The sequence below is a fragment of the Kribbella sp. DT2 genome, from assembly GCF_049844575.1.
Taxonomy (GTDB): domain Bacteria; phylum Actinomycetota; class Actinomycetes; order Propionibacteriales; family Kribbellaceae; genus Kribbella.
This window is the reverse complement of record NZ_JBNCLH010000009.1, coordinates 137,670-164,107: the sequence shown is the minus strand read 5'-3', so window position 1 is coordinate 164,107 and position 26,438 is coordinate 137,670. Positions and strand designations below refer to the sequence as shown.

The following is a 26,438-nucleotide window of genomic DNA, read 5'->3' as shown; positions in this document are numbered from 1 at the left end:
CTGTGGACAACTCGTCGTTCACCGTGGCCCCACCCCGCGGCTACCGTGCTGGGCATGAGTCTCGAGCACCCTCAGCCAGGTCTGCGCGCCACCGACCAGGACCGGGACCGAGCGGCCTCGATCGTCCAGGAGGCGCACGGCGACGGCCGGCTGGACGTCGAGGAGCTGGACGAGCGGCTCACTCGCGTCTACTCGGCCAAGACCCAGCTCGAGCTCAAGGCGATCACCTCCGACCTGGTGCCGCTGCCCGTCGTACAGGGACCTGCTCGGGAGGTCCTGACCGTCCGGTCCGAGCACCGGACGCAGGTGCGCACCGGCGCGTGGCGCGTGCCGCGGCAGATCATCGCCGAGGCCGTGCACTGCCGGATCAAGTTCGACTTCACCGCGGCGGTCGTCGAGACCGCCGAGATCCAGGTGGACGCGACCGCCCGGCACGGCACGGTGGTGCTGGTCGTCCCGGAGGGCTGGCTGGTCGACATCGAGGACGTCCAGGTCAAGCACGGAACGGTCCGCAACCGCACCCGCTCCCCCGGTACGACGGCCGCCCGCGTCCTGCTGCGCGTGACCGGGCGGGCGACCCACAGCCGGATCATCGTCCGGCACGCCCGGTCCTGGGGACGACGCTCGCACTGACTCCTGGCACGCCGGACCGCTCGCGGCGATACCTTGGCCTTATGAGTCTGGAACAGCCGCCGCCCGCCCGTCGCGCCTCCGACCGCGACCGGGAGCAGGCCGCTTCGGTGGTGCAGGAAGCCCATGGGGACGGCCGGCTCGACTTCCAGGAGCTGGACGAGCGGCTGACGCAGATCTACGCCGCCAAGACCGAGATCGAGCTGCGCGCGGCGACTGCGGACCTGGTCCCCGCCGAGCCCACCGGTGCGGCCGAGCTGACCATCCGGGCGAAGCACAGCGCACAGAAGCGGGAAGGCGCGTGGCAGGTCCCCGAGCGGGTGGTAACGCTCGCCGAGCACTCCAGCGTGAAGCTCGACTTCACCGACGCCGTCGTACGCCGGCCGCAGGTGCACGTGGCGACCGAGCTCAAGCACAGCTCGATGACCATCATCGTGCCGCAGGGGTGGGTGGTGAACCTCGACGACATCGACGTCGTCGGCAGCTCCGCCCACAACAAGACCGGCCCGGCTGGGCAGGACGGCGTACGGCTGGTCGTGACCGGTTCGGCGAAGTGGAGCTCGGTGACCGTTCGGCACCCACGCAAGCGGCGCTGGTGGTGGCCGTTCTACAGCAAGTGAGGATTTCCACACCCCACGAGGTGAGGCAACCCACAGCCAGCTGTGGGGTTTACCGCAGGGACTAGCAGGCCCGCTTACGGATACTTTGGCGCTATGACCGTTTCGCTGGATCTCGTCGATGTGGACTCGCTGCTCACCGAGGAAGAGGTCGCCATCCGGGCGACCACCCGCCGGTTCGCCGACGAGCGCCTCCGCCCGTCGCTGCCCGAGTGGTTCGAGTCGGCGTCGATCCCCGCGCGCGACCTGGCCAAGGAGCTCGGCGCGCTCGGGCTGCTCGGCATGCACCTGACCGGGTACGGGTGCGCCGGGCTCGGGCCGGTCGCGTACGGGCTGGCCTGCCTGGAGATCGAGGCGGCCGACTCGGGGATGCGGTCGCTGGTGTCGGTGCAGGGATCGCTCGCGATGTACTCGATCTGGAAGTACGGCAGCGAGGAGCAGAAGACCGAGTGGCTGCCACGGATGGCCGCCGGGGAGGCGATCGGCTGCTTCGGGCTCACCGAGCCCGACTTCGGCTCCAACCCCGGCGGGATGCGGACCAGCGCGCGGCGTGACGGCGACGACTGGATCCTGAACGGGTCGAAGATGTGGATCACCAACGGCTCGGTGGCCGACGTCGCGGTGGTCTGGGCGCGGACCGACGACGGGGTGCGCGGATTCGCCGTACCGACTGACACGGCGGGGTTCTCGGCGCCGGAGATCACCGGCAAGCTGTCGTTGCGGGCGTCGGTGACGTCCGAGCTGATCCTGACCGACGTCCGGCTGCCGGCGTCGGCGATGCTCCCGGAGGCGCGCGGGCTGTCGGGCCCGCTCGGGTGCCTGAACGAGGCCCGGTTCGGGATCATCTTCGGCGCGATGGGCGCGGCCCGGGACTGTCTCGAGACGGCCATCTCGTACGCCGGTGAGCGGCAGGTGTTCGACAAGCCGCTGTCGGCGTACCAGTTGACGCAGGCGAAGCTGGCCGACATGGCCGTCGAGCTGAACAAGGGCGTCCTGCTCGCCGTGCACCTGGGCCGGCTGAAGGAGAAGGGCACGCTGCGGCCCGAGCAGGTCAGCGTCGGCAAGCTCAACAACGTCCGCGAGGCGATCGCGATCGCCCGCGAGTGCCGCACGATCCTGGCCGCGAACGGGATCAGCGGGGAGTACCCGGTGCTCCGGCACGCCAACAACCTCGAGTCGGTGCTCACCTACGAGGGCACGTCCGAGGTGCACCAACTGGTGATCGGCCAGGCGCTGACGGGGCAGTCCGCCTTCCGCTGAGCCGTCCGAGCTGAGCCCCTGGGCGGCGCCCCGGCAGCCGCGGGGCTGCGGGGCTGCGGGGCCGGCAGTCGCGCCGCTGCGGAGCCTGCGGTCGCGGGGCTGCGCAGCCGACGGTCGCGGGACTGCGGAGCCGCCCGGTGGGGAGTCAGACCAGGCGGGCGCCGCCGTCGAGGTGCAGGACCGTGCCGGTCAGGAACGGGTTGGTGATCGCGCTCAGGACAGCCTGCGAAATGTCCCGTGGGCTGCCGATCCGCCGCGCCGGATTCTTCGCGGCCACGCCGGCGAACATCGTGTCGCGGTCCGCGCCCATCCCGTCCCAGGCTCCGGAGTCGACGATGCCCGGCGAGACGGCGTTGACCCGGACCGGTGCCAGCTCGACGGCCAGCGCCTGCGCAAGAAACGCGACTGCACCGTTCGTTGTCGTCGTCACCGCCATCCCCGGCTTCGGCCGCCAGCCGACGACGCCGGAGAACAGCGTCACGGACCCCACCGGCCGCAGGTGCTTGACCAGCAGCAGCGCACCGATCACCTTCGCGTCGAACGCACGAATGATCGCCTCCCGCTCCAGCTTCTCCACGGGCCCCTTCGCCGGCGCGTTGGCCAGGGAGATCAGGTGGTCGACCACCACGTCGCGCCGCATGAGTTCGGTGGCCAGCCCGGCGATCGACTCTTCGTTGCCCAGGTCAACGACCGCCGTCGCCACCGAGCCGTCGATCGTGTCCGCCACTGCCTGGACCGCGTCGGCGCTGCGCCCGGTGATCGTCACCAGCGCGCCCTGATCGACGGCATCCTGCGCCAACTGCCGGCCGATACCGGAACCACCCGCCACGATCACAACCTGCTTGCCTTCGAGCTCTGCCGTTGTCGTCATGCCTCCAGCCTGGCCAGCTCAAGCCATCCAGACAAAGACCAGTTCTCGATCCCTCCCATAGACTCCATCTATGCCAACTCTGCGCGCCCTGGAGTGCTTCGTCGCCACCGTCGAGGCCGGGTCGATCACCAGCGCGGCAGCGCGGCTCCACCTGTCGCAACCTGCGCTCTCCCACCAGATCGCGGTCCTGGAACAAGAGCTGGGCTCTCCGCTGCTCGAACGACTCCCCCGCGGCATCCGCCCGACCTCAGCCGGACGAGAGGCCCTGCGGCACGCTCAGGATGCTCTGGAGGCGGCCGACCGCGTGGTGCGAGCCGGCCGTGCGGTCAGCGCCCTGGACGAAGGGCAGCTACGGATCGGCTGCGCGGGTTCGATGACCGCCGGTCTGCTGGCACCACTGCTACGCGGCTGGCGACGCCGTCATCCCCGCGTGCGACTGGCCCTGCAGGAGCAGAACAGCGCCGACGCCCTCGCCGCGATGATCACCAGCGACGAGATCGACCTGGCGATCAGCCCGCGCCCCACCCGCTGGGACGGCGCCGTCGAACTGATCGCGAGCGAGGAGCTCGTCGTCGTCTTCCCCACCGGCGATCCCCTCGGCAGCAGGCCGGGCCCCGTCCCGATCAGCGCGCTGCACGGCTACCCACTCATCCAGTACGCCGGTCCGCACGGCCTGGCCGGCTGGCTCGACGGACTCCTGGCCGAGCACCAGGTGCTCCCCGAGGTCGTCATCCGCACCCGGCAAATCACGTCAGCGCCGGCTTTGGCAGCGGCCGGGCTCGGAGCGGCCGTCGTACCGGTGAGCAGTATCCCGGCCGGATTCGCGGGCACTGTGCACCGGCTTGATCCGCCGCAGTCGCGGGAGGTCGTCGCGTTGACGACCGGAAGGGGCGACGTCCTGGTGGCGCAGTTCGTCGCCAACGCGCAGGCGACCGGTCTGCGCATTCCGGCTGCCATCGCACGTCAGCTGGAAGCGGTGTGAGACAAGCCGGCACCCGATCAGTCGCCGCGCCGTAGAGTCGATGACAGGACCTTCCCGCCCGGTTGTGCATGCCAACTGGACTAGATGGGTACTGGGAGTGAGCAAGGACAACGCAACGTCACCCCATCCCCCGCCCAAGTGATTGGCCGCCCGCGGCCAGGAGACGGAGGCACAGGATGCGTATCGGCGTCGGAATCACGCTGGTGACCGCGGGTGCGATCATCGCGTTCGCGATCCGCGACACCTCGGGCCCGATCGACTTCACCGTCGTCGGCGTCGTCATTATGCTGGCCGGCCTGGCCGGCATGTGGCTGTCGTACCGGGTCGCCAACCGCAATCACGTCGAGCACGACGACACGGCGATCATCAAGCCGCGCGTCGAGGAGCAGTACAGCACCGAGCCGCACTCGTACCCGCTCGAGCACGAGATCGACGTCACCCCGACCGAGTACAAGGAGCGCCCGACCGAGCACCGCTGACGCCGTACGGGTTCAGCTCGTGTACGGCGCTCGCCAGGCCGGCGGGTCGAACGGCGACCCGTAGACGCGGGTCTCCCGCGCGATCCGGCCGTCGCGGAACTCCACGACGTTCGCGACGTAGAAGATCTCCCCGCCGTAGTCCGAACGCCCCAGCACCACGAAGTGGTCGCCCTCGCCGACGATCCGCTGGATCTCGATCGACGGCGGGTTCGGGTACTCCGACTGCAGCGCCAGCATCTTGTCCCGACCCACCAGGCGCTCACCCGACTGCGGCATCTCCAGCACGTAGTCCTCGGCCCGCAGCGTGTGCTCGTCCTCGGCCGACAGCTTCAGCACTCCGTCGCTCGGCCACAGCCCCTCCAGCACCTCGCGATTCCGGTCGGTCATCGCGACCACCCCTTCCCCTCAGCTTCAGCATGCGCCGGGGACGCGGCTGAAGAGAAGCTACTGGGGCAACGGTTTCAGCAAGTAGTCGCAGGGGTCCCGGTGAGCGACCAGAACGGTGCCGTCGGCATCCACCTCGGTCCACTCGTCGATGACGCGAAGCTGCGCGGGCTGATAACCGAGCCGGGCGTACAACCGTGTTGCCCCCGGATTGTCCAACCCCACCGCGAGACCGATCGCGCCGCGCCCCCAGGCGCCGGCAAGTTCCTCAGCCGCCGCGATCAGCGCCGATCCAACGCCGGCACCCTGCACGTAGGCGTGCAACCCGTTGATCTCAGCCGGGTCATGAGCCGCCGCGACCTCGGCGTACTTCGACGTCCGCAGCAAACTGGTCTGACCGACGATCCCGCTCTCGTCGTGCGCCAGCAGGAACGCATCGCCGCGCTCCTGCTCCACCCACCGGCTCTCCAGATGCGCCCGCTGGGCAGGCGATCCGGCGGCATCGACCAGTCGGTCGACGTCCTGACGCGTTGCGGGTCTGATCTCGAGCACGCCCCGACCGTAGTCACCCTGGTCCGGAGTCGCAGCCCGTTTTCCGGAACACCCTCGCGTGCCGGCAGACCCAGCACGGCTCGCCCGCGCCGTACAGCGACTACTTGGCGACCTCCGTCGCGCGGGACTCGCGGACGACGGTGACGCGGATCTGGCCCGGGTAGGTGAGCTCTTCCTCGACCTGCTTGGCGATGTCGCGCGCCATCACCTGAGCGGCGATGTCGTCGACCGCGTCCGGCAGCACCATCACGCGGATCTCGCGACCGGCCTGCATCGCGAACACCTTCTCGACGCCGTCGTGGTGCATCGCGATCTCCTCCAGCCGTTCGAGCCGCTGCACGTACGCCTCCAGCGACTCGCGCCGCGCGCCCGGCCGGCCACCGCTGACCGCGTCCGCCGCCTGGGTCAGCACGGCCTCGACGGTCCGGACCTCGACCTCGTTGTGGTGCGCCTCGATGCAGTGCACGACGTCGTCGTTCTCGCCGTACTTGCGGGCCAGGTCGGCACCGACGATCGCGTGGCTGCCCTCCGACTCGTGCGTCAGCGCCTTGCCGATGTCGTGCAGGAACGCGCCGCGCTTGCACAGCTTCGGGTCCAGCCCGAGCTCGGCGGCCATCATCCCAGCGATGTGTGCCGACTCGATCAGGTGCTTGAGCACGTTCTGCCCGTACGACGTCCGGTAGCGCAGTAGTCCCATCGTCCGCACCAGCTCCGGGTGCAGGTCGGTGATCCCGACCTCGGCCATCGCGTCCTCGGCCGCACGCATGCACAGCTCGGCGACCTCGCCCTTGCTGCGCTCGTAGATCTCCTCGATCCGGCTCGGGTGGATCCGGCCGTCCAGCACCAGCGAGTCCAGCGTCAGCCGCGCGGTCTCCCGCCGTACGGGGTCGAAGCAGGACAGCAGGACCGCTTCGGGGGTGTCGTCGATGATCAGGTTGACGCCGGTGGTCTGCTCGAAGGACCTGATGTTGCGGCCCTCGCGGCCGATGATCCGGCCCTTCATGTCGTCGCTGGGCAGGTGCACGACCGACACGACCGACTCGCTGGTCTGCTCCGACGCGAGCCGCTGGACCGCGCCGGTGATGATCTTGCGGGCCTTGATCTCGCCCTCGTCCTGGGCCTGGCGCTCGATGTCGCGAACGATCGTGTGCGCGTGCCGCTTCGCCTCGGCCTCCAGCGCGGCGACCAGTTCGGCCTTGGCCTGCTCGCTGGTCAGGTTCGCGACGCCTTCGAGGATCCGGCGCCGCTCGTCCTCCAGGTCACGGATCTCGGCGCGCTGCCGGTCGAGCTCGGCAAGCTGACCGGTGAGCTCGTTCTGCTGATCGGCGATCCCGCGCTGCTGCTCGTCGAGCCGCTCCTCGCGCTCGGTCAGGCGGTGCTCGCGCCGCTCCATCTCCAGCCGCTGCTCCCGCAGGTCGTCGCGGATCGACTGCGCCTCGGTCTCAGCGTCCCGCCGTACGACGGACGCCCGCTGCTCAGCTTCCTGGCGGATCTCCGAGGCCCGGTTCTCCGACTGGCGACGCGCCTCATCGCCACGCTGCTCGATCTCCTTCGCGCGTACCTCGGCCTGGCGACGTACCTCCTCGGCCTGCTGCTCGGCCTGCCGGCGTACTTCCTCGCTGCGCTGCTCGGACTCCTTCGCACGCGTCCGGATAGCCGCGACCTCGTCCTCGGCCTCGCGCCGGATCCGGTCGCCCACCGACTTCGCCTCGGCGATCGCCGTGGCGGCCTCCAGCTTCGCGTTCGCCTCCGCTGCGGCCGCTTCGGAGCCCTTGCGCCGGGTCAGCGTCCACCCGATCCAGGCGAGCAACCCGACCACGAGGAGACCGACGACCACCAGCCCGACGGATGTCGCCGTCAACGTCGCGGCGTACGAGATCACGGCGTACGGCCCGGCCGAAAGCTGCGGCATCGGCGTCTCCCCTCATCGAGCCACGCCCGGGCGTGACCAGCTCTTGTCGAAGGGATCACCACACAGCGGCCCGAACGCCAGAAGACGGTACGCCGGAACGCGCCAACCCGGGATTCCGCCGTCGGCTGCGCACCGCCGGCGTTCCTCCCCGGTGAGCGCCGGGTCCGTTCCTATGCGGCGACAGGCTGTGCGCCCACCGCCGGCAAGCTCGTAAGAGCTCTGGTTTCGTATCCCGGACCGCGCCTGCGCACGTTCCGACCTCGGCCAACCGGCCGACCTCTGCTGTGTCATCAACCGTCCGGGTGGACAGTCCCCTTACTGATTCCGAGGCTAAGCGCGCCTATCCACAGGGTCAAGACGGACACACTCCCACCGACGGTCGTCCTCACCGCGGCCCCTGTTCACCCCGCGACGAAGTCGCGCACCACCCCGACCACAGCCACGGCGAACCCACCCATCGCCAGCACTACCATCAGCCGGTCGTACCCTGACCGCCGCTCCTTGGCCGATGCCATGGCAACCGCCGGACTCCGCGGCTGAGGCTCGGCACGGGTCGCCACCAGCCCGCCGAACTTGTCGCGCGGCCACATAAAAGTCGGCAATCCAGCGAAGCCGGCACCGCGGACCAGGCGCGGCAGACCGCGCTTGTAGCCGACGTGGTAGCGGCAGGTCCCCACGATCCCGCGGACGATCCAGCCGCACGGCCTGTGCGCCGTAGTCCCGACCCGGCATCGCGTCAGGCGGACCGCCGTACCGTAGAACCCCAGAATGGCGCCGATGACGAGCGCCTCGGACCAGTACTGTTCGGCCGCCATCCACAGGACCAGCACGCCGAGCAGCAGCCCCCATGCCTGAAACGGCGGTCTCCCACCACGCCCCCGTCGCCGTCTCCCCATGCCGACCCCCTTGCCAGGAGTCACATTCTAGATTCGCCCGACTACTCTCCGCGACACATGGCGTGCCGCGGCCGCGGGGTGAGCACAAACGCCGGAACCCCGGGCCCGGAGGCGCGAACGCCATCCGTGGACCGGGGTGCGGAGTCACAGTCCCGCCGAGTGCGAAGCACCGGCGGCATACCGAGCCGTCGGCTATCTCGGCCCGGGCAACCCGCCGTCCGACGTACCGGTCGCCGTACCGCCGGTCTCAGCACCCTCGGTGCCCGAACCGGCTGAGCGAGCGTCGCTGTCATTCACATCAGGCGTCTGCCCGCCGACGACTCCGCCGTCCGCGGAGCCCTCGCTCCCGCTCGCACCGGAGCCGGTCGCATTTGAGTCGGTCCCGCTGGCATCTCCCGCCTTGGTCCCAGCCGCGCTGGAGTCACCCGAGTCGGGCACCTGCGCGCCCGGTGTCTGTGTCGCCGCATCCGGCGCACCGTCGTCCGGCCCGGTCGGCGGCTGCCCCTCAGCCTGACCGCTCGGGCCTTCGCCCGTCGCCGGTCCGCTCGCAGCGCCTCCGGTCTGGTCGCCCGCAGGCCCGCGCCCCTGCGAGTCGACGTACGTGCCGACCTTCTGCTGGACCGAGTCGACCTTTTCCGCGTACTTCCCGCCGGTCTGCTTGTCGATCAGGTCGCCGGCCTTCTCCACACCTGCCTTGATCTTGTCCGGGTTCTGCTTGACGACGTTCCGGAGCCAGTTCTTCGCCTGTTCCTGGAAATCGTTCATTGCACCCTCCAAAGAGGTGTCAGGGGCGGATCTCAACGAAAAATCCCAGCCTACGACCGGCGCCAAGCCGGTCTCTCCTTCGGATGACACACCCGTCACCGACACCCGTCAACATCCCTCGCCGTCCACCCCCCGCATTGCAACCCGCCCCTCCATCACCCCACAACCCCCGAAATTCCGCCCGAAACCGCGAAAAATCGCCCCATCCAGCGCTCATCGCGCCTGGAACTGCCCATTCCCCAGGTAAGTCCGGTAGAGCCCCAGCACCACCTCGGTCTGCGGCTGCAACTCCCCCGGCGGCTCATCCACCGCCCAGAACCCAGCCTCACTCACCTCCTCCGGCTCCGCCCGCAGCTCCCCTTCCCAGACCCGAGCCTCGAAGCACAACGCGAAACAGTGCATCCGATCACCGTTCGGATACGTGATCTCGTGCACCTCCGGCTCGGACAACGATGCGAACGGCACCAAATCCTCCTCCCGCACCCGCAACCCCGACTCCTCGAACAACTCCCGCGCCGCAGTCCCCCGAAAACTCGACCCCGGCTCCGCCGCCCCCGCCGGAATCTCCCACAGCCCCGAATCCTGCCGTCGCTGGAACAAGATCCGCTCCCCCTCCTCAACCACCACCACTTGAGCCCCCGGCATCAGCAACAACCCACTCCCCACCCGCTGCCGCAGTTGCCACGTGTAAGACCCCACATATCCCATCCCCCCAGTCTGCTGCCCCGCCGGCCCCCTCCGGCGAGGCGACCCTGCCCGACGCTGCAGCGGCCGCCGAACTGCTGCAGAAGTCCTGCCCACAGCACCCCGTCCTCCCCCAAAAGCGGGCGGCAGGCAACAACCAAGGTGCTGCCTCATCCCACAGCCCGAGGACAACCTCGCCGCGGTTCTCCTCCTCCTGCATGAGCCCGGAACAAGTTGTTGCCCGCGGCGCCTTCAACCCCGAGCAAGTAGTTGCCGCCTGCGGACCAGCTGATCCCACCAGGCCGCTCGGCCAACGACTGGTCCATCCGCGACCGCTGTACCAGTAGGGCCGTTCCGGCTAGGAGCTCGCGGTGGTCGCGACCGCCGGATCGCTGCCGCTGCCGCTGCCGTGCGTTGCGGTTGCGGTTGCCGCTGCCGTCGCGGTTGCCCGTCGCGGTTGCGCTGCCGTCGCCGTCGCGGTTGCGCTGCCGTCGCCGTGCGGTTGCGGTTACCGCTGCCGTCGCGGTTGCCCGTTGCCGTTGCCGTTGCCGTTGCCGTTGCCGTTGCCGTTGCCGTTGCCCAAGAGATCCTCGCCCTGCGAGGGTTCGGGCGGGGACATCGGTGATCGCGAACGCGAGGTCGACGCGCACATCATCGACACGATGTTGTGCGGACCTGCTCGGGCACCCCTCCCGCGCTGGAGCGACGAGGTCGGCTGACCTGGCAGGGCTTGAGGTCAGCAGGTCTCCCACCCCTCGGGCGGCGGCGCCTCGACGTACCCGAGCGCGAGCTGCCAGCGGCTGCCCCGATGCAGCTACTCGGCCTCGAGCCCTGAATCGTTGAGCAGCGGGAGTTCTTCGTCGGAGGCAGCCAGTTCTTGCTTGACGACGGTCATGGCCAGCCCGCCGGGGTACCCCTTGCGCGCGAGCATGCCGATGAGCCGGCGCATGGCGACCTGCCGGTCGAGGGAACGCATTGAGCGGAGCTTCTTCCGCACCAGTTCGCGCGCGGTCTCTTCCTCCTGGCTCGAGTCGAGCTCTTCCAAGGCGTCGCGGGCCAGTTCGTCGTCAACCCCGCGACGGCGGAGCTCCTGAGCCAGCGCCCGCTTGCCGAGTCCTCGCCCTCGATGCCTGGACTCGACCCACGCGGTGGCAAACGCAGCGTCGTTGATCAGCCCGACCTCGGTAAAGCGATCGAGCACCTCGTCCGCCACCTCGTCGGCGATCTCCCGATCAGCGAGTACGTCGGCCAGCTCGGCACGTGTCCGCGGCTGCCCGGAGAGCTTGTCCAGCAGGATCGTCCGTGCCACCTGATGCGGATCGGCAGTGCGATCCAACGCGGGGTCCGCCGGCGCTCCCGGCTCATCACCATCACGCCCGCCACGTCGCGGCCGCCCCCCGTACCCCCGGTTCGGCCTCCGCCCAGTACGTCCACCACCGCTCGAACGCCCACCTGAACGACCACCTGAATCCTCGCCCGAATCACGGCCCGCGGCCGACATCGCGGACTTCGAGCTCGAGCGCGAAGAACTGCTCCCACGTCGCGCCAACGGGCCGTCCGCAGGCTGACCGTTGTCTTCGTCATCCGCCGCCCCAGCGCCCGGCCGTCCACCGGCAGCCCGCTCACGTCGAGCGGCCCACGCACTCGCACTTGGATTCGCCCCAGACTCAGCCGCACTCGGCTCACCGGCGGAGGCACCCGCACCCGGCACTGCCGCCGAACCATCTGCGCTGAGCTCGCCAGAACCACGCACCCTCGGCGCGACAGTGGACCCATCCGCGCTCGGTGCATCGGCAGCGCCGAGCACCGCGGCGATACCGTCCGCGCTCGGCACGACAGCCGAACCATCCGCGCTCGGCGCATCAGAAGAACCACGCACACCGAGCACCGCAGCAGAACCATCCGCGCCCAGCGCGACAGCCGAACCATCCACGCTCAGCGCATCAGAAGAACCACGCATGCGAAGCACCGCGGCGGAACCATCCACGCTCGGGTCGCCAGCAGAACCACGCCCGCCCGGCTTGCCCGAGGATGCGCTCAAATCTGAGTCGGCTGCTCGCCGCTTCGTCCGCGGACCGGCTTTCGCACGTCCGCGCCCACGTGCAGCGGCAGGGCTTCCGGCGTCAGCCAAATCGTCCGCGTCGTCGCGCGCGTCGACATCTCGCGAGGGCGTACCCCGACGACTGCTGGGTTTGGCACGGCCTTTGGCTTCCAACTGGTCCCAGGGGTCCGCCTCGCCTGCAGTCTTTGCAGGCTTGGTGGAACTGGTCTCCAGCGCATCCCACGGATCCGGCTCGTCGGAGGTCGTCCCACCGCCGGACGTCGTACCGGCGTCCAGAGAGTCCCACGGGTCCGGCTCTTCGGGCGCGGCATCACGCCGGGACTTCTTGCGGCGGGCTTCGTCATCGAGCGTGTCCCACGGATCGGGGAGCTCGGGTGCAGCCCCGCGGATGCCGGAGACCGCGCCGGAGCGCCGCCCAGGCGAGGACGGCCAGGCGTCGCCGTCGCCATCGTCGCCGTCGCCATCGTCGTCGTCAGTTGTTCGCCGCACGGCGGAAGGCTTGCGACGACTCTTCGCCGGCGCGGTGCCAGACGGGCCCGAGTCCGTCGGGTCAGCCGACGATTGGCTGCCCACCGAAGGCTCAGCGGACTGGGCCTCGGTGGGCGGTGTCTCTGCCCGAGACGCCGCTTCCGGTTCCGGCGCGGGCGATGACGCCGGAGGGCTGGAGGCCCCCGCGGTGCTGCCGGCACCGTCGGGGGTCCAGAGGGTGGAGCCGGTTGGCCCGTCGGCGAGGAGCCGGCGGGCCAACGCCAGTCGCTCGGCCTGGGTCAGGCCGGTCGCGGGCTGGGGATCAGAAGTCGACATCGACCTCGACCGGCGGCGTGGCGTCGGCGGCGATCTTCTCCTGGCCGATGCCCATCTTCTCCTTGATCTTCTTCTCCAGCTCGTTGGCCAGGTCGGGGTTGTCGCGCAGGAAGTTGCGCGCGTTCTCCCGGCCCTGCCCGAGCTGGTCGCTCTCGTAGGTGAACCAGGCGCCGGCCTTGCGGACGAAGCCCTGCTCGACCCCGAGGTCCAGCAGGCTGCCCTCGCGGCTGATGCCCTGGCCGTAGATGATGTCGAACTCGGCCTGCTTGAACGGCGGGGCCACCTTGTTCTTCACGACCTTGACCCGGGTTCGGTTGCCGACGAAGTCGGTACCGTCCTTCAGCGACTCGATCCGGCGGACGTCCAGGCGGACCGACGCGTAGAACTTCAGCGCCTTACCACCGGTCGTGGTCTCCGGGGAGCCGAACATCACGCCGATCTTCTCGCGCAGCTGGTTGATGAAGATCGCGGTGGTGTTGGTCCCGCTGACCGCGCCGGTCATCTTGCGCAGCGCCTGGCTCATCAGCCGGGCCTGCAGACCGACGTGGCTGTCACCCATCTCGCCCTCGATTTCGGCGCGCGGCACCAGCGCGGCCACCGAGTCGATCACGACGATATCGATCGCGCCGGAGCGGATCAGCATGTCGGCGATCTCCAGCGCCTGCTCACCGGAGTCCGGCTGGGAGATCAGCAGGGCATCGGTGTCCACGCCGAGCTTGGCCGCGTAGTCCGGGTCGAGCGCGTGCTCCGCGTCGATGAAGGCGGCGATCCCGCCGGCCTTCTGGGCGTTGGCGACGGCGTGCAGCGCGACGGTCGTCTTACCCGACGACTCCGGACCGTAGATCTCCACCACGCGACCGCGCGGCAGGCCCCCGATCCCGAGTGCGACGTCGAGCGCGATCGACCCGGTCGGGATGACCTCGATCGGCGGCCTGTTCTGTTCACCGAGCCGCATCACGGAACCCTTGCCGCACTGCCGCTCGATCTGCGTCAGCGCGGTCGCCAGCGCCTTCTCGCGATCCGCCGCGGCCCGCTCCGCACTCGCTGCTGCACCAGCCATCTGACTGCCACCTGACCCATCTAGTCGTTTCGGGCCGCTGTCCCAGCCGCCCGGAGGAATTTCGTTGTCGTCAGAGAAGGTATGGGTTTCCACCGACAATTTCCGGAGCCGTCCTGGATCTGTGGACAACCCGGACCTCGTCCGGCGAATCCCGTACGGCACAAACTAACCCGAACACGTGTTCGAACCACAACTGACACGCCGACATCCCCCGAGAACCCGGCTGCGCCTACGCTGACGAGCGTGACCGACCGTCCGGACGTCCCCGACTCCGCCGTCGTCCTCGCGCTCAGCCGGGTCGAGTTCGGCCTCGACTCGGTGCTCGACGCGCTGCGCACCCAGGACCCGTTCGGCATCCGCAGCATCCTGACCGAGTACTCCGCCCAGGAGCAACCCAACCTGGCCGAGAAGGCGCTCATTCTGGCCATCGACCGGTTGCTCCGGATGAAGGTGCCCGGGCACGCCGAGTGGCCGACGCTCCCGCTGGCCACCCGCTGCGACTGGTGGGTCGACCGGCTCGGTGGGTTCGCCGCGGTGATCGCCGGACTCCCCCGGCTCAGCGGCGCGGCCGCGGACGCCCTGCCGATCAAGGACACCCTCGGTGCCACCGTGCAGGCGATGGTGATCGGTGCCGTCTGTCGTGAGTACGGCGTGGAGGCGCACGCGGACCGTACGGCGGTGATCGCTCGGGTCCTGACCAGCCGGCCAATCACGCCGGACGACGTACTCCGGTACGACGACCCGACCGAGGCAGGGCAGGACGTCGCCAAGCAACTGGGGCTCGGCGACGAGTCGGAGGAGCGCGGCCTTCGCCAGGGTGTCCGGCTCGTGTGGCGGATCTCCAAACTGTTCGGCGGACTCGGCGAGGTCTTCGAGGACCGCCCGCGCGGCAGCCTTGGTGCACGGGCCATCGGCAAGCTTCCGGCGGTCGGTCTGGTCGGCGGCTTCTTCGACGAGCGCAAGGGCATCAAGAAGGCCGCGTACGCCGCCGCGGACCTGCTCATCGACAGCTCGTTCCGCGTCAAGCCGGTCTAGCGCCTCGGCAACACCTGTGCGAGCACAGCCCGTACTGGAATGATCAGCACATGAGCTCGTCGATCACCATCGTCCGCCCGGACCCCAGCTGGGCAGCGCAGTTCGAGAAGACGGCCGAGGCCGTACGCCGGATCGTCGGCGACACCGTGACTCGCATCGACCACATCGGCTCGACCGCCGTGCCCGGTCTGGCGTCCAAGGACGTGCTCGACATCCAGGCCACGGTCGCCGGCGAGCCGCAGCTCGACGACGCCGCCCAGCTCCTGGTCGCCGCCGACTGGGAGCTCAGGCCGCCCCGCCGTGACCACCCGGTGCCCGGCCTGCCTGCCGAGGAGCTGCAGTGGGTCAAGCGGCTGGTCGTCGAGCCGATGTACCGCCGCCGCGTGAACCTGCACATCCGCGTAGACGGCCACGCCAACCAGCGGTACGCGCTGCTCTTCCGCGACTACCTGCGGGCTCACCCGGACACCGCGGCGGCGTACGGCAACTTCAAGCAGCGGGCCGCGGCGCTCCCCTTCGACAACGTGGGCGACTACGCCGACCTCAAGGATCCCGTGTGCGACCTGATCTATCTCCCGGCCGAGGAGTGGGCGGCCCGGACCAGCTGGACGCCGTAGCGGATCGCAGTACTACGTCGGTGCCCGAGCCGGAAACGACTCTGGCGAGCAGCTAGCTTTGCCGCCCGCCAGAGTTGTCAGCGTTCGCTGGGTGGTAGCTGGAGGTGGGCCCAGACGGCCCGCCAGACAGTCTTGGCGTGCTCGCCCTCGGCGAGTGCCTCGGCGACCGTGCGCCCGCCGAGACCGCTGATCACCTGGGTCTCGGCCCAGGTCCTCGAGTACGACGCGCCGAGCGCGTGGTCCATCCGATCCCAGAACTCAGTAAGCCTCATGCCCGCCCGTCATCCTGCGGCGGTCCACCCCAACCACCTTGCTGCGGAGGCTGGCCTTGCTGCGGAGGCTGCTGACCCTGCTGCGGGGGCTGGTTCCGGCCGCCCTGCTGCGGAGGCTGCTGCTGCGGCGGCTGACCCCAGCCCGGCCCACCCTGCTGCGGCGGAGGCTGCTGGCCGCCACCCCACTGACCGGGCTGACCCTGCTGCGGCTGACCTGGGTACTGCGGCTGGCCCGGGTACTGCTGGCCAGGCGGCCCGTACTGCGGGCCCTGCTGACCAGGCTGACCGTACGGACCGGGCTGCTGACCGTACTGGCCACCAGGACCCTGCGGACCGCCGTACTGCGGACCCTGCGGTCCCCACTGACCAGGCTGAGGCTGGCCCGGGTACTGCCCGTACTGGCCGCCGCCCGGGAACTGCTGCTGCTTCTTACGCCCACGCAGGATGAAGAACACCACCGCGGCCGCGGCCAGGAGCACCAGCACGACGATCAGGATGATCGCCCAGACCGGGAACGCACTGCCGGCCTCGGAGGTCAGCGAGACCTTGCCGAGCTTGTCCAGGCTGTCGTACGTCGCCGTCCGGCCGCTGATCTGCGCGCCGTCGTCGTGCTCGAGGATCTTGCCAGGCATCGTGATCTTGAAGTTGATCACCGGCTGCACGCTGTCCGGGATCTGCGCGCCCAGGCTGGTGTCCTTCACGCTGACGACGAACTTGTCGCCGTCCTTGGTGAAGCCGACGCCGCTGGCCGTCGACGTGCCCATGTCGCTGAACGGGACGTTGTCGAAGTTGCAGTCGGAGCCGACGTACTTGTCGTCCTCGTACGGCTTGCAGGTGACGCCGGCGGTCGCGGTCTTCTTGATCTGCTCGTCGACCTGCTTGCGGATGGCGTCGAGCGACTGGCCGCTGGACTCGACCAGCTGCTTGTCGACACCGATCTTCATGGTGCCTGAGACCGTCTCGTCCGAGTTCACCTTCAGGTCCGCATCGAGGTTCACGCACCCGGTCAGGCCGACCAGGCACGCCACGATGACGAGCGCCATGCGCAAGCGGTTCTTCATGACGCCGATCATTCCAGACCAGGGGGACAGAACGCGCCGGGCGGGGGTCCTCCGGCCGCCGGACCGGAAACTGTCGGAGGGACCCGGCAAGATGGAGGGCGTGCAGAAGTCCACCACGTTGAGCCGCTTCTCGCCCGCGACCCGGGCGTGGTTCGGCGACGTCTTCGAAGCGGCCACCCCGGCCCAGCTCGAGGCGTGGGACGCGATCACCGCGGGCCGGGACGCGCTGGTCGTCGCGCCCACCGGTTCGGGCAAGACGCTGGCCGCCTTCCTGTGGGCACTGGATCGGCTGGCCACCACTCCCCCGCCCGACGACCCCAAGCTGCGCTGCCGGGTGCTCTACGTCTCGCCGCTGAAGGCCCTGGCGGTCGACGTCGAGCGCAACCTGCGCGCACCGCTGATCGGCATCCGGGAGACCGCGCGCCGACTCGGTGAGGCGCCGGTCGACGTCGAAGTCGCGGTGCGGTCCGGGGACACCCCGGCCAATGAGCGGCAGCGGTTCGCGCGCCGGCCCTCCGACGTACTGATCACGACACCCGAGTCGCTGTTCCTGATGATGACGTCGCAGGCGCGGGAGTCGCTGCGTGGCGTCGAGACGATCATCGTCGACGAGGTGCACGCCGTCGCCGGGACCAAGCGCGGCGCGCACATGGCGCTCACGCTGGAGCGGCTGGACGCGCTGCTGCCGAAGCCCGCCCAGCGGATCGGGCTGTCGGCGACGGTCCGGCCGGTCGAGGAGGTCGCCCGGTTCCTCGGCGGCGAGCGGCCGGTGACCGTGGTCCAGCCCAAGTTCACCAAGCAGTGGGACCTGAGCGTCGTCGTACCGGTCGAGGACATGGCCGAGCTGGCGAGCACCGAGATCGAGACGTCGGGCTCGGCCGCCGGTCCGCCGCGGCACGCGTCGATCTGGCCGCACGTCGAGGAGCACGTCTTCGACCTGATCTCCACGCACCGCTCGACGATCGTCTTCTCGAACTCACGCCGTCTGGCCGAGCGGCTCACCGCCCGGCTCAACGAGATCGCTGCCGAGCGTGCCGAGCTGGAGCTGGCGGACGCCGGTTCGCCCGCGCAGGTGATGGCTCAGTCCGGAGCGTCCTTGGCCGCGCCGCCGCTGATCGCGCGGGCGCACCACGGCTCGGTGAGCAAGGAGCAACGCGCGCTGATCGAGGCCGACCTGAAGTCCGGACGACTGCCGTGCGTGGTCGCGACGAGCAGCCTGGAGCTGGGCATCGACATGGGCGCGGTCGACCTGGTGATCCAGGTCGAGGCGCCGCCGTCGGTCGCCAGCGGGCTGCAGCGCGTCGGGCGCGCCGGTCACCAGGTCGGTGCGACGTCCCGCGGTGTGCTGTTCCCGAAGTTCCGTGGCGACCTGGTCGACACGGCCGTCGTGGTGCAGCGGATGCGCGACGGGCTGATCGAGAGCCTGCACATCCCGGCCAACCCGCTCGACGTGCTCGCCCAGCAGATCGTGTCCATCGTCGCGCTCGACACGATCGACGTGGACGAGCTCTACACCCTCGTACGGCGGTGCGCGCCGTTCGCGACGCTGCCGCGTTCGGCGTACGACGGCGTGCTGGACATGCTGTCGGGGCGGTACCCGTCGGACGAGTTCGCCGAGCTGCGGCCGCGGATCGTGTTCGACCGGGTCAGCGGAGAGATCTCCGGCCGGCCGGGTGCGCAACGACTCGCGGTGACCAGCGGCGGCACGATCCCGGACCGCGGCCTGTTCGGCGTCTTCCTGGTCGGCGAGTCGACCAACCACCGGGTCGGCGAGCTGGACGAGGAGATGGTCTACGAGTCGCGCGTCGGCGACGTGTTCACGCTCGGTGCCTCCAGCTGGCGGATCGAGGACATCACCCACGACCGCGTGCTGGTCTCCCCTGCGCCGGGTCAGCCCGGACGGCTGCCGTTCTGGAAGGGCGACGCGGTCGGGCGACCGGCCGAGCTCGGCGCCGCGACCGGCGCGTTCGTGCGGACGATGGCGGCCCTGTCGCCGGCCAAGGCGATCAAACGCGCCCGCGACGCCGGCCTCGACGAGTACGCGGCGAACAACCTGGTCGCGTACCTCGGCGAGCAGCGCGAAGCGACCAGCCGGGTGCCGGACGACGTGACGATCGTGGTGGAGCGGTTCCGCGACGAGCTGGGCGACTGGCGGGTCTGCATCCATTCGCCGTACGGCGGGCAGGTGCACGGACCGTGGGCGCTCGCGATCGCCGCGCGCCTGCGCGAGCGGTACGGGATGGACGCGCAGTCGGTCTCGGGTGACGACGGGATCGTGCTGCGGCTGCCGGAGACCGACGAGCCGCCGCCGGGGGCCGAGCTGGTGCTGTTCGACCCGGCCGAGATCGAGGACCTGGTGACCGCCGAGGTCGGTGGGTCAGCCTTGTTCGCGGCACGCTTCCGCGAGTGTGCGGCGCGAGCTCTGCTGCTCCCCCGGCGTAATCCGGGGAAGCGGTCGCCGTTGTGGCAGCAGCGCCAGCGGTCGGCGCAGCTGCTCAGCGTCGCCAGCAAGTACGGTTCGTTCCCGATCGTGCTGGAGACGCTGCGCGAGGTGCTGCAAGACGTCTACGACCTCAACGCGCTGAAGGATCTGCTGACCGGGATCGGTGAGCGGCGAATCTCCGTGGTCGAGGTGGAGACGCCCGAGGCGTCTCCGTTCGCGAAGTCCCTCCTGTTCGGTTACGTGGGCGCCTTCATGTACGAGGGTGACGCGCCGCTGGCGGAGAAGCGGGCTGCCGCGCTGGCGCTCGATCAGAGTCTGCTGTCCGAGCTGCTCGGCCGAACCGAGTTGCGCGAGCTGCTCGACGCCGAGGTCGTGCTGCGGACCGAGGCCGAGTTGCAGCGGCTGGCGGAGGATCGGCGCGCGCGCAATGCGGAAGGGCTGTTCGACGTACTGCGGCTGGTCGGGCCGTTGTCGGTTCACGAGGCCGGGCAGCGTTGTGTCGACGGGTCGGATGCCGAGGCGTGGCTGACGGAGTTGGCGGCGGCTCGGCGAGTGGTCCGGGTTCGGATCGCGGGTGAGCACCGGTGGGCTGTCGTCGAGGATGTTGCTCGACTGCGCGATGCGCTCGGCGTACCGGTGCCTCCTGGCGTGGCCGAGGCGCATGCCGAGTCCGTCGCGGATCCGCTGGGCGATCTCGTGTCGCGCTATGCCCGAACGCACGGGCCCTTCCGGGCCGTGGATCTGGCGACGCACCTGGGCACGGGAGTTGCAGTGGTGACGGACGCGCTGCGGCGGCTCGGTGCAGCCGGTCGCGTGGTCGAGGGCGAGTTCCTGCCTGGCGGCATCGCGATGGAGTGGTGCGACAGCGAGATCCTTCGGATGCTGCGGCGGCGGTCGTTGGCCGCGCTGCGCAAGGAAGTCGAGCCGGTCGAGCCCGCCGCGTTGGCACGGTTCCTGCCTGCCTGGCAGGGCATCACGAGCAGCCGCGGGCGTGGGTACGACGTACTGCTCGGTGCGATCGAGCAGCTGGCGGGATGTGCCGTGCCTGGGTCAGCGCTGGAGTCGATCGTGCTGCCCGCGCGAGTGCCTGGATATCAGCCGTCGATGCTGGACGAGCTGACCGCGACCGGTGAGGTGATCTGGGCGGGGTCCGGTTCGTTGCCGGGGACGGACGGGTGGGTCTCGCTGCATCTGGCGGACAACTGCGACCTGACCTTGCCGGATCCGGATCCCACGCTCGAGGTCGGCGAAACGCATCAGGCGGTGCTGGACGCGTTGGCCGGGGGCGGCGCGTTCTTCTTCCGTCAGTTGAGCGATGCGGTCGGAGCGGCAAGCGGCGTGGTCGACGACGAGACGCTGGTCGGGGTGCTCTGGGATCTCGTCTGGGCCGGGTACCTGACCAACGACACGTTGGCTCCGGTGCGGTCCTTGGTCGGCGGCGGCCGCGGCAGTCATCGGACCCGACGGGCGACGCCGCGTGCGCGGCCCGGGCGAGCGCCGCGGCCTGGGCGGCCGGCGATGCCTGCACGCAGCGGTCCACCGACGGCTGGTGGGCGATGGTCGTTGCTGCCGGAGCGCAACGATGACACGACGCGTCGGGCGCACGCTGCGGCAGAGACGCTCCTGGATCGCTACGGGATCGTCACGCGCGGCTCGGTGATCACCGAGCGGACTCCGGGCGGGTTCGCGGCCGTGTACAAGGTTTTGAGCGCCTTCGAGGAGTCCGGGCGATGTCGGCGTGGGTACTTCGTGGCGGGGCTGGGAGCGGCGCAGTTCGCGCTTCCTGGAGCTGTCGACCGGCTGCGGGCCTTGGCTGACGGCGCGCCTGGCGGCGGGCGGGAGGATTCGGCGGCGCGGGCCGTCGTACTGGCTGCGTCGGATCCTGCGAACCCGTACGGCGCTGCGTTGCCTTGGCCTGAGCGCGAGAACGCCGGCGGGCATCGGCCGGGCCGGAAGGCCGGTGCGCTGGTCATGCTCGTCGACGGGAAGCTGATCGTGTACGTCGAGCGTGGTGGAAGGACGGTACTGAGCTTCACCGAGGATCCCGAACTGCTGCAGCCGGCCGTCGATGCGCTGGCTCTCGCGATCAGGGACGGGCATCTTGGCAAGCTGAGCGTCGAGACCGCGGACGGCGAGCAGGTTCGGCACACAGCCTTCGGAGACGCACTGGCGAAGGCGGGCTTCCACGCGACGCCGCGCGGGCTGCGGCTCCGCGTCTGAGGGCGCTGCCATGCCCGAGGGAGACACTGTCTGGCGCGCGACGAAACGGCTCGACCAGGCCTTGGCCGGGAAGGTGCTGACCAAGACCGACTTCCGCGTACCGACGCTCGCGACGACCGACTTGAGCGGCCGGACCCTTGTCGAGGTTGTGCCTCGCGGCAAGCATCTGCTGATGCGGCTGTCGGAAGGGACAACCATCCACAGCCACTTCCGGATGGAGGGCAGCTGGCATCTGTACCGACCTGGCGAGAAGTGGAAGGGCGGGCCGGACTTCCAGGTGCGCGCCGTGCTGGAGACCGACGCGTGGACCGCTGTGGGGTATCGGTTGCCGGTGCTGGAACTCGTCGCGACCTCAGCCGAGGAGACGGTGGTCGGGCATCTCGGGCCTGATCTGCTGTCGCCGTCCTTCGACCGGACGGTTGCCCTGGCCAACCTCGCGGCTGATCCCGAGCGAACGATCAGCGAGGCCCTGCTCGACCAGCGGAACCTGGCCGGGATCGGGAACTTCTACCGCACCGAGGTTTGCTTCCTCCTCGGGCTGCATCCTTGGCGTCCGGTGTCGACGGTCGACCTCGGAGCCGTGGTCGACCTGAGCCGGCGGCTGATGAAGGCGAACCTCGTCCACGCGGCCCAAGTCACCACCGGAGTGGATCGGCCGGGTCAGCGCAGTTGGGTCTTCGAGCGCCCTGGGAAGCCGTGCCGACGCTGCCGGACGCCTGTCCTGACAGCTCCGATCGGTGAACCACCGCGGGCGCGCGTCAGCTATTGGTGCCCGCGCTGCCAGCCCGAGAACTGACCTGTGGACAACCCCGGCGACCGCACCGGAAACGGATATCTTCTCTGACGAGACGAGATCGAACACATGTTCGACTCGGAGAGGAGAAGGTCATGACGGAGATCTGTTTTCGGCGCCCGGACGAGGCCTACGCGCCGCAGGTGCTGCAGGTGGTCCGCCGCGACGGCTGGACCGTCGAGCACGACTCCAGGCCGGAGTGGCCGGTGACCTCGACGATCGGTCTGTGCCTGCGCGAACATCCGGAGTTCATGGTGTTCGGCCGCGACGCCTCGGCGGGGCTCGCACTGCTGGAGCCGCTGGCGTTGGCCGTCCAGGACGGGCATCGGCTTCACGACTGCGACGAACCGAACAGCTTCTATCCCGGTGCCGAGCGCATCGAGTTGATCTACTTCCCGCTGACGACGACGTACCTGCCGACCGTCAACCGGCTCTTCCGGCGCGACGGCGCCGCACCGATCCCGGCTCAACTGCTGCTCAGGACGGATCTCCTGCGGCGACCACCAACCGACGTACCGGCGCCGGTCACGAAGACGACGTACGCGGTCAGCCAGTACAACACTCGCCGCGCCGCGAAAGCGGGTGGCGAGTCATGACGACCGGATCAGGCCGCGACGACCTCGGGCTCGATCGTCGTATGTGCCAGCACCAGAGCCTCTTCGCGGGCCAGGTCCTCGCTCACCTCGGCGAAGATCATCGAGAGCGGGACGTCGAGGGCCGTGCAGATCGCTGCCAGCAGCTCGCTCGAGGCTTCCTTCTGACCGCGCTCCACTTCGGAGAGGTAGCCCAGGCTCACCCGGGCCTCGGCGGACACCTCGCGCAGAGTGCGCCCCTGGCGCAGCCGCTTACGCCGCAGTACGTCGCCCAGCAGGCCACGAACCAGCACCATGAGGTTTCTCCCTTCCGCCTGTCGGACCGAATCTACTCGCACCGTAGCTCGACCGTGGGAACCAACGGTACCCGTTGCCGGGTCACTACCGTTCGCAACGTCCAGCTTCGGTGCGCCGCTCCAGTCTGCCCTACCTCTGCCCATGCTGGTCTCAACACCCCGATCAGCCAGGATCTTCCGTCATCAACTCGGCCCCGAGCCGCAGGACCGCCTCGACACTGCCCCAGCGGATGGTGGCCCGGTCCCCACTCAGCGACAGCTTGCGGACCGCGACCTTGTGCGGTCCGGCCGCCGCGACGTACACCGTGCCGGCCTCGATCCCGTCCTGCGGATCCGGTCCGGCCACACCGGTCGCGGCAAGGCCGTAGGTGGCCCCCAGCCGCTCCCGGACACCCGCCGCCAGCGCACGGGCCGTGTCGGCGTGCACAGGCCCGACAGCGGCCAGCAGGTCCTCCGGGACGCCTGCGAGGGTCGCCTTCAGATCGGTGGCGTAGACGATCACGCCGCCGCGGTAGACGGCCGAGATACCCGGTACGTCGGTCAGCGTGGCGCCGACCAGGCCGCCGGTCAGAGACTCGGCGGTGGCGACGGTGGCTTCGCGTGTCTTCAGGAGCTCCACGAAGTCCGCGAGAGCGGCGTCGAGGCCGCTGGGTACCCGCGAGGCGGTGTGCCGGCCGGCGGCCGGGAATGAGTCGGACGCGGGCGCTGAGCCGTTCGGGCCCGAGGGCGGCGTGTTTGCGCCACCTGCCGCGCCGGGCGTGTCGGCCGGAGTCATGGAAGCGGGCGTTTGGCAGCCGCGCGAAGGCGGAGCGCGCGGCCGACGTAGTCGAGGCCGGTCACGATCGTCACGATCACGGCTGCGGCCATGAACGCCACGGCGATCCAGTGCACGACCGCCACCGAGTGCCAGGGAAGGAGGTAGAGACCGAGTGCGATCGCCTGCAGGACCGTCTTCAGCTTGCCGCCGCGGCTGGCCGGCATCACACCGTGCCGGATCACCCAGAACCGGAGCGCGGTCACCCCCCACTCACGGACCATCACCACGATGGTGACCCACCACGGCAGGTCGCCGAGCACGGACAGCCCGATGAACGCGGCCCCGGTGAGCGCCTTGTCGGCGATCGGGTCGGCGATCTTGCCGAAGTTGGTGACCATGTTCCAGCGGCGTGCGATGTCGCCGTCGAACCGGTCGGTGACGATCGCGACCACGAAGGCGGCCGTCGCCAGCAGCCGGTTCCCGTCGTCGGCACCACCGTCGCGCAGCAGCAGCCAGACGAACAGCGGGACCAGGACGAGCCGCAGCACCGTCAGCGCGTTCGCCACGTTCCAGGCGCTCGGCGCGCTGATCGGACCGGTGGCAGCGTGCGGCACCGGATTCGTCGGCGGGTTCGTCACGCGGTCAGGTTAGCTGCCTGGACGACTTCCTGGGGCTGCACGTGCGCGGCGTACTCCGCGACGAGGTCGACGCCTTCGCTCGCCACCACGGTGGCGACGACGAGATCTCCGAGCGCCAAACCGTCGGGCAGACCAGTCAGCGTGGTGGACCCGTCGACCTCGGGGCCCTGGTGGGCAGCGCGGCCTTCGGCGGTGTCACCGTCCAGCGACTCGACGAGGACCTCGAGCGTCTCACCGACCCGTGCCTCGGCGCTGGCCGAGGTCAGGTCCTCGGCCAGCCGGGTGACCCGGTCCAGCCGGGCCGCGATCGTGTCCTCGTCCAGCTTGCCGTCGTAGGTCTCGGCCTCGGTGCCGTCCTCGTCGGAGTACCCGAACACCCCGATCGCGTCGAGCCCGGCGCGGGAAAGGAAGTCGCAGAGAATGTCCACGTCCTCCTCGGTCTCCCCCGGGAACCCGACGATCACGTTGCTCCGAATGCCCGCGGTCGGCGCCTGGGCGCGGACCTGGTCGATCAGCTCGAGGAACCGCTCCGCGTCGCCGAACCGGCGCATCCGGCGCAGCAACGGGCCGGAAGCGTGCTGGAACGACAGATCGAAGTACGGCACTACGCCGGGCGTCGAGGCCATCGCGCTGATCAGCGTCGGGCGCATCTCGGCCGGCTGCAAGTACGAAACACGGACCCGCGTCAGACCCGGCACGGCCGCGATCTCGCCGACGAGCGTCTCCAGCAGCCGCAGATCGCCCAGGTCCTTGCCGTACGAGGTCGAGTTCTCGGAGACCAGGAAGACCTCGCGAACCCCGTTCTCGGCGAGCCAGTGGGCTTCGCCGAGCACCTCGGTCGGGCGCCGCGACACGAACGCGCCGCGGAACGCCGGGATCGCGCAGAAAGCACAGCGCCGGTCGCAGCCCGACGCCAGCTTCAGCGGCGCCATCGGGCCGCCGTCCAGCCGCCGGCGCATGACACGCGGGCCACTGGCCGGCGCGCTCATCAGGTCCGGTGCGTCGATGGTCAGCTCGGAGGGATCGGACGGCTTGACCGCTCGGCCCTTCAGCTCGGCCGTCGCGCCCGAGGCCAGTGCCTCGACATCCGCTGCTGCGTTGCCGTTCGTCGGCTTCAAGGAGGTGGGGATGTGCGAGCCGTGTGCTCCCGCGGCGACATGAGCCGACACCGCGTTGCCGTTGTCGCGCGCCGCGTCGCCGTCGGCCGGGGTGCCGTTGTCGGCCGCCGCGTCGCCGTGGCCGGGGACTGCGACGCCGTGGGCTCCGGCACGGTCGGCCGGTGCGAGCGGCAGCAGCTTCCGGCGGTCGCGCGGGACGTGCGACTGGTGCTTGGTCCCGGACAGGATCGAGCGCAGCTTGTCGGAGATGTCCGCGTAGTCGTCGAAGCCGAGTACCGCGTCGGTCTCCGGCAGCGCCTCGGCCAACTGCTCGCCGTACCGCTCAGCCAGGCACCCGACCGCGACGACCGCTTGCGTGCGGCCCGAGTCCTTGTAGTCGGAGGCGGCGAGCAGCGTGTCGACCGAGTCCTTCTTGGCGGCCTCGACGAATCCGCAGGTGTTCACCACCACGGTGTCCGCCTCGGACGCGTCCTCCACCAACCGGAACCCGCCGGCTTCCAACCGACCGGCCAGTTCCTCGGAGTCCACATCATTACGAGCACAGCCCAGCGTGACCAGGGCGACAGTCGTGGGGTTCGTAGTCATCACCCCGAGTATGACTGCTGCGACCCCAACGCCCCTAACCAACCACCTCGAT

26 protein-coding genes are annotated in these 26,438 nt (G+C 69.9%); 11 read left to right on the top strand and 15 right to left on the bottom strand.

Annotation, left to right across the window (positions count from 1 at the left end):
* Nucleotides 1-54 precede the first annotated feature (54 nt).
* From ACLQ2O_RS32985 to ACLQ2O_RS32975, 3 genes are all read left to right on the top strand, one after another.
* On the top strand, nucleotides 55-633 hold the full coding sequence (locus tag ACLQ2O_RS32985) for a DUF1707 SHOCT-like domain-containing protein (protein WP_425839533.1): 579 nt from the start codon (nucleotides 55-57) through the stop codon (nucleotides 631-633).
* A gap of 41 nt (nucleotides 634-674) precedes the next feature.
* The gene (locus tag ACLQ2O_RS32980) at nucleotides 675-1,250 is read left to right on the top strand and encodes a DUF1707 SHOCT-like domain-containing protein (protein WP_425839530.1); all 576 of its coding nucleotides are present in this window, start codon (nucleotides 675-677) and stop codon (nucleotides 1,248-1,250) included.
* 93 nt (nucleotides 1,251-1,343) lie between these two features.
* Nucleotides 1,344-2,507, top strand: a complete 1,164-nt coding sequence (locus ACLQ2O_RS32975) for an acyl-CoA dehydrogenase family protein (RefSeq protein ID WP_425839528.1) — start codon at nucleotides 1,344-1,346, stop codon at nucleotides 2,505-2,507.
* A gap of 145 nt (nucleotides 2,508-2,652) precedes the next feature.
* On the opposite strand, the gene ACLQ2O_RS32970 is transcribed toward ACLQ2O_RS32975, so the two are convergent.
* Nucleotides 2,653-3,378, bottom strand: a complete 726-nt coding sequence (locus ACLQ2O_RS32970) for an SDR family oxidoreductase (RefSeq protein ID WP_425839525.1) — start codon at nucleotides 3,376-3,378, stop codon at nucleotides 2,653-2,655.
* A 70-nt stretch (nucleotides 3,379-3,448) separates the two neighbouring features.
* On the opposite strand from ACLQ2O_RS32970, the gene ACLQ2O_RS32965 reads away from it, so the two are divergent.
* A complete protein-coding gene (locus tag ACLQ2O_RS32965) occupies nucleotides 3,449-4,360 on the top strand; it encodes a LysR family transcriptional regulator (protein WP_425839522.1) in 912 nt (303 codons plus the stop codon).
* Nucleotides 4,361-4,536: 176 nt separating this feature from the next.
* The gene (locus ACLQ2O_RS32960) at nucleotides 4,537-4,839 is read left to right on the top strand and encodes a DUF6458 family protein (protein ID WP_425839519.1); all 303 of its coding nucleotides are present in this window, start codon (nucleotides 4,537-4,539) and stop codon (nucleotides 4,837-4,839) included.
* A 12-nt stretch (nucleotides 4,840-4,851) separates the two neighbouring features.
* On the opposite strand, the gene ACLQ2O_RS32955 is transcribed toward ACLQ2O_RS32960, so the two are convergent.
* The 6 genes from ACLQ2O_RS32955 to ACLQ2O_RS32930 form a co-directional block, all read right to left on the bottom strand.
* Nucleotides 4,852-5,226, bottom strand: a complete 375-nt coding sequence (locus ACLQ2O_RS32955) for a nuclear transport factor 2 family protein (protein WP_425839516.1) — start codon at nucleotides 5,224-5,226, stop codon at nucleotides 4,852-4,854.
* A gap of 57 nt (nucleotides 5,227-5,283) precedes the next feature.
* Nucleotides 5,284-5,775 (bottom strand): GNAT family N-acetyltransferase, encoded by a 492-nt coding sequence (locus ACLQ2O_RS32950; protein ID WP_425839514.1) that lies wholly within the window; start codon nucleotides 5,773-5,775, stop codon nucleotides 5,284-5,286.
* Nucleotides 5,776-5,875: 100 nt separating this feature from the next.
* Nucleotides 5,876-7,687: a ribonuclease Y gene (rny, locus tag ACLQ2O_RS32945; protein WP_425839511.1), complete on the bottom strand. Its 1,812-nt coding sequence runs from the start codon at nucleotides 7,685-7,687 to the stop codon at nucleotides 5,876-5,878.
* Between the two features lie 401 nt (nucleotides 7,688-8,088).
* Nucleotides 8,089-8,583, bottom strand: coding sequence for a hypothetical protein (locus ACLQ2O_RS32940; RefSeq protein ID WP_425839508.1), 495 nt, complete (start codon nucleotides 8,581-8,583; stop codon nucleotides 8,089-8,091).
* Nucleotides 8,584-8,775: 192 nt separating this feature from the next.
* Entirely contained in the window at nucleotides 8,776-9,348 is a 573-nt protein-coding gene (locus tag ACLQ2O_RS32935; protein WP_425839505.1) for an Rv0909 family putative TA system antitoxin, read from the bottom strand.
* Nucleotides 9,349-9,561: 213 nt separating this feature from the next.
* On the bottom strand, nucleotides 9,562-10,056 hold the full coding sequence (locus ACLQ2O_RS32930) for an NUDIX domain-containing protein (protein WP_425839502.1): 495 nt from the start codon (nucleotides 10,054-10,056) through the stop codon (nucleotides 9,562-9,564).
* A 347-nt stretch (nucleotides 10,057-10,403) separates the two neighbouring features.
* On the opposite strand from ACLQ2O_RS32930, the gene ACLQ2O_RS32925 reads away from it, so the two are divergent.
* A complete protein-coding gene (locus ACLQ2O_RS32925) occupies nucleotides 10,404-10,751 on the top strand; it encodes a hypothetical protein (RefSeq protein ID WP_425839499.1) in 348 nt (115 codons plus the stop codon).
* A gap of 95 nt (nucleotides 10,752-10,846) precedes the next feature.
* Here ACLQ2O_RS32925 and ACLQ2O_RS32920 read toward each other — a convergent pair whose 3' ends face one another.
* Nucleotides 10,847-11,341, bottom strand: a complete 495-nt coding sequence (locus ACLQ2O_RS32920) for a regulatory protein RecX (protein ID WP_425839497.1) — start codon at nucleotides 11,339-11,341, stop codon at nucleotides 10,847-10,849.
* Between the two features lie 1,543 nt (nucleotides 11,342-12,884).
* A complete protein-coding gene (gene recA, locus ACLQ2O_RS32915; protein ID WP_425839494.1) occupies nucleotides 12,885-13,958 on the bottom strand; it encodes a recombinase RecA in 1,074 nt (357 codons plus the stop codon).
* A 243-nt stretch (nucleotides 13,959-14,201) separates the two neighbouring features.
* Between recA and ACLQ2O_RS32910 the strand changes: the two genes are divergently transcribed.
* Both ACLQ2O_RS32910 and ACLQ2O_RS32905 read left to right on the top strand, forming a co-directional pair.
* Nucleotides 14,202-14,993, top strand: a complete 792-nt coding sequence (locus ACLQ2O_RS32910) for a hypothetical protein (RefSeq protein ID WP_425839491.1) — start codon at nucleotides 14,202-14,204, stop codon at nucleotides 14,991-14,993.
* 50 nt (nucleotides 14,994-15,043) lie between these two features.
* Nucleotides 15,044-15,610, top strand: a complete 567-nt coding sequence (locus tag ACLQ2O_RS32905; protein WP_425839489.1) for a GrpB family protein — start codon at nucleotides 15,044-15,046, stop codon at nucleotides 15,608-15,610.
* Between the two features lie 77 nt (nucleotides 15,611-15,687).
* Here the strand turns inward: ACLQ2O_RS32905 and ACLQ2O_RS32900 are convergent, their stop codons facing one another.
* Both ACLQ2O_RS32900 and ACLQ2O_RS32895 read right to left on the bottom strand, forming a co-directional pair.
* Nucleotides 15,688-15,882 (bottom strand): DUF3046 domain-containing protein, encoded by a 195-nt coding sequence (locus tag ACLQ2O_RS32900; RefSeq protein WP_425839486.1) that lies wholly within the window; start codon nucleotides 15,880-15,882, stop codon nucleotides 15,688-15,690.
* Nucleotides 15,879-16,943, bottom strand: a complete 1,065-nt coding sequence (locus tag ACLQ2O_RS32895; RefSeq protein ID WP_425839483.1) for an LppM family (lipo)protein — start codon at nucleotides 16,941-16,943, stop codon at nucleotides 15,879-15,881. The genes ACLQ2O_RS32900 and ACLQ2O_RS32895 overlap by 4 nt, the downstream gene beginning before the upstream one ends.
* 91 nt (nucleotides 16,944-17,034) lie before the next feature.
* Here ACLQ2O_RS32895 and ACLQ2O_RS32890 point away from each other — a divergent pair, with 91 nt between their 5' ends.
* The 3 genes from ACLQ2O_RS32890 to ACLQ2O_RS32880 all read left to right on the top strand — a co-directional run bounded on the left by ACLQ2O_RS32890 (nucleotide 17,035) and on the right by ACLQ2O_RS32880 (nucleotide 22,995).
* Nucleotides 17,035-21,606 (top strand): ATP-dependent helicase, encoded by a 4,572-nt coding sequence (locus ACLQ2O_RS32890; protein WP_425839481.1) that lies wholly within the window; start codon nucleotides 17,035-17,037, stop codon nucleotides 21,604-21,606.
* A gap of 10 nt (nucleotides 21,607-21,616) precedes the next feature.
* A complete protein-coding gene (locus ACLQ2O_RS32885) occupies nucleotides 21,617-22,402 on the top strand; it encodes an Fpg/Nei family DNA glycosylase (RefSeq protein ID WP_425839479.1) in 786 nt (261 codons plus the stop codon).
* Between the two features lie 92 nt (nucleotides 22,403-22,494).
* The gene (locus ACLQ2O_RS32880) at nucleotides 22,495-22,995 is read left to right on the top strand and encodes a hypothetical protein (protein ID WP_425839476.1); all 501 of its coding nucleotides are present in this window, start codon (nucleotides 22,495-22,497) and stop codon (nucleotides 22,993-22,995) included.
* An 8-nt stretch (nucleotides 22,996-23,003) separates the two neighbouring features.
* Here the strand turns inward: ACLQ2O_RS32880 and ACLQ2O_RS32875 are convergent, their stop codons facing one another.
* The 4 genes from ACLQ2O_RS32875 to ACLQ2O_RS32860 form a co-directional block, all read right to left on the bottom strand.
* The gene (locus tag ACLQ2O_RS32875) at nucleotides 23,004-23,288 is read right to left on the bottom strand and encodes a helix-turn-helix domain-containing protein (protein WP_184794210.1); all 285 of its coding nucleotides are present in this window, start codon (nucleotides 23,286-23,288) and stop codon (nucleotides 23,004-23,006) included.
* Nucleotides 23,289-23,451: 163 nt separating this feature from the next.
* A complete protein-coding gene (locus ACLQ2O_RS32870) occupies nucleotides 23,452-23,907 on the bottom strand; it encodes a CinA family protein (protein ID WP_425839473.1) in 456 nt (151 codons plus the stop codon).
* A 152-nt stretch (nucleotides 23,908-24,059) separates the two neighbouring features.
* Nucleotides 24,060-24,683 (bottom strand): CDP-diacylglycerol--glycerol-3-phosphate 3-phosphatidyltransferase, encoded by a 624-nt coding sequence (pgsA, locus tag ACLQ2O_RS32865; protein WP_425839471.1) that lies wholly within the window; start codon nucleotides 24,681-24,683, stop codon nucleotides 24,060-24,062.
* Nucleotides 24,680-26,386: a MiaB/RimO family radical SAM methylthiotransferase gene (locus ACLQ2O_RS32860; RefSeq protein WP_425839468.1), complete on the bottom strand. Its 1,707-nt coding sequence runs from the start codon at nucleotides 26,384-26,386 to the stop codon at nucleotides 24,680-24,682. Before ACLQ2O_RS32860 ends, pgsA begins: the two co-directional genes overlap by 4 nt.
* Between the last annotated feature and the right edge of the window lie 52 nt (nucleotides 26,387-26,438).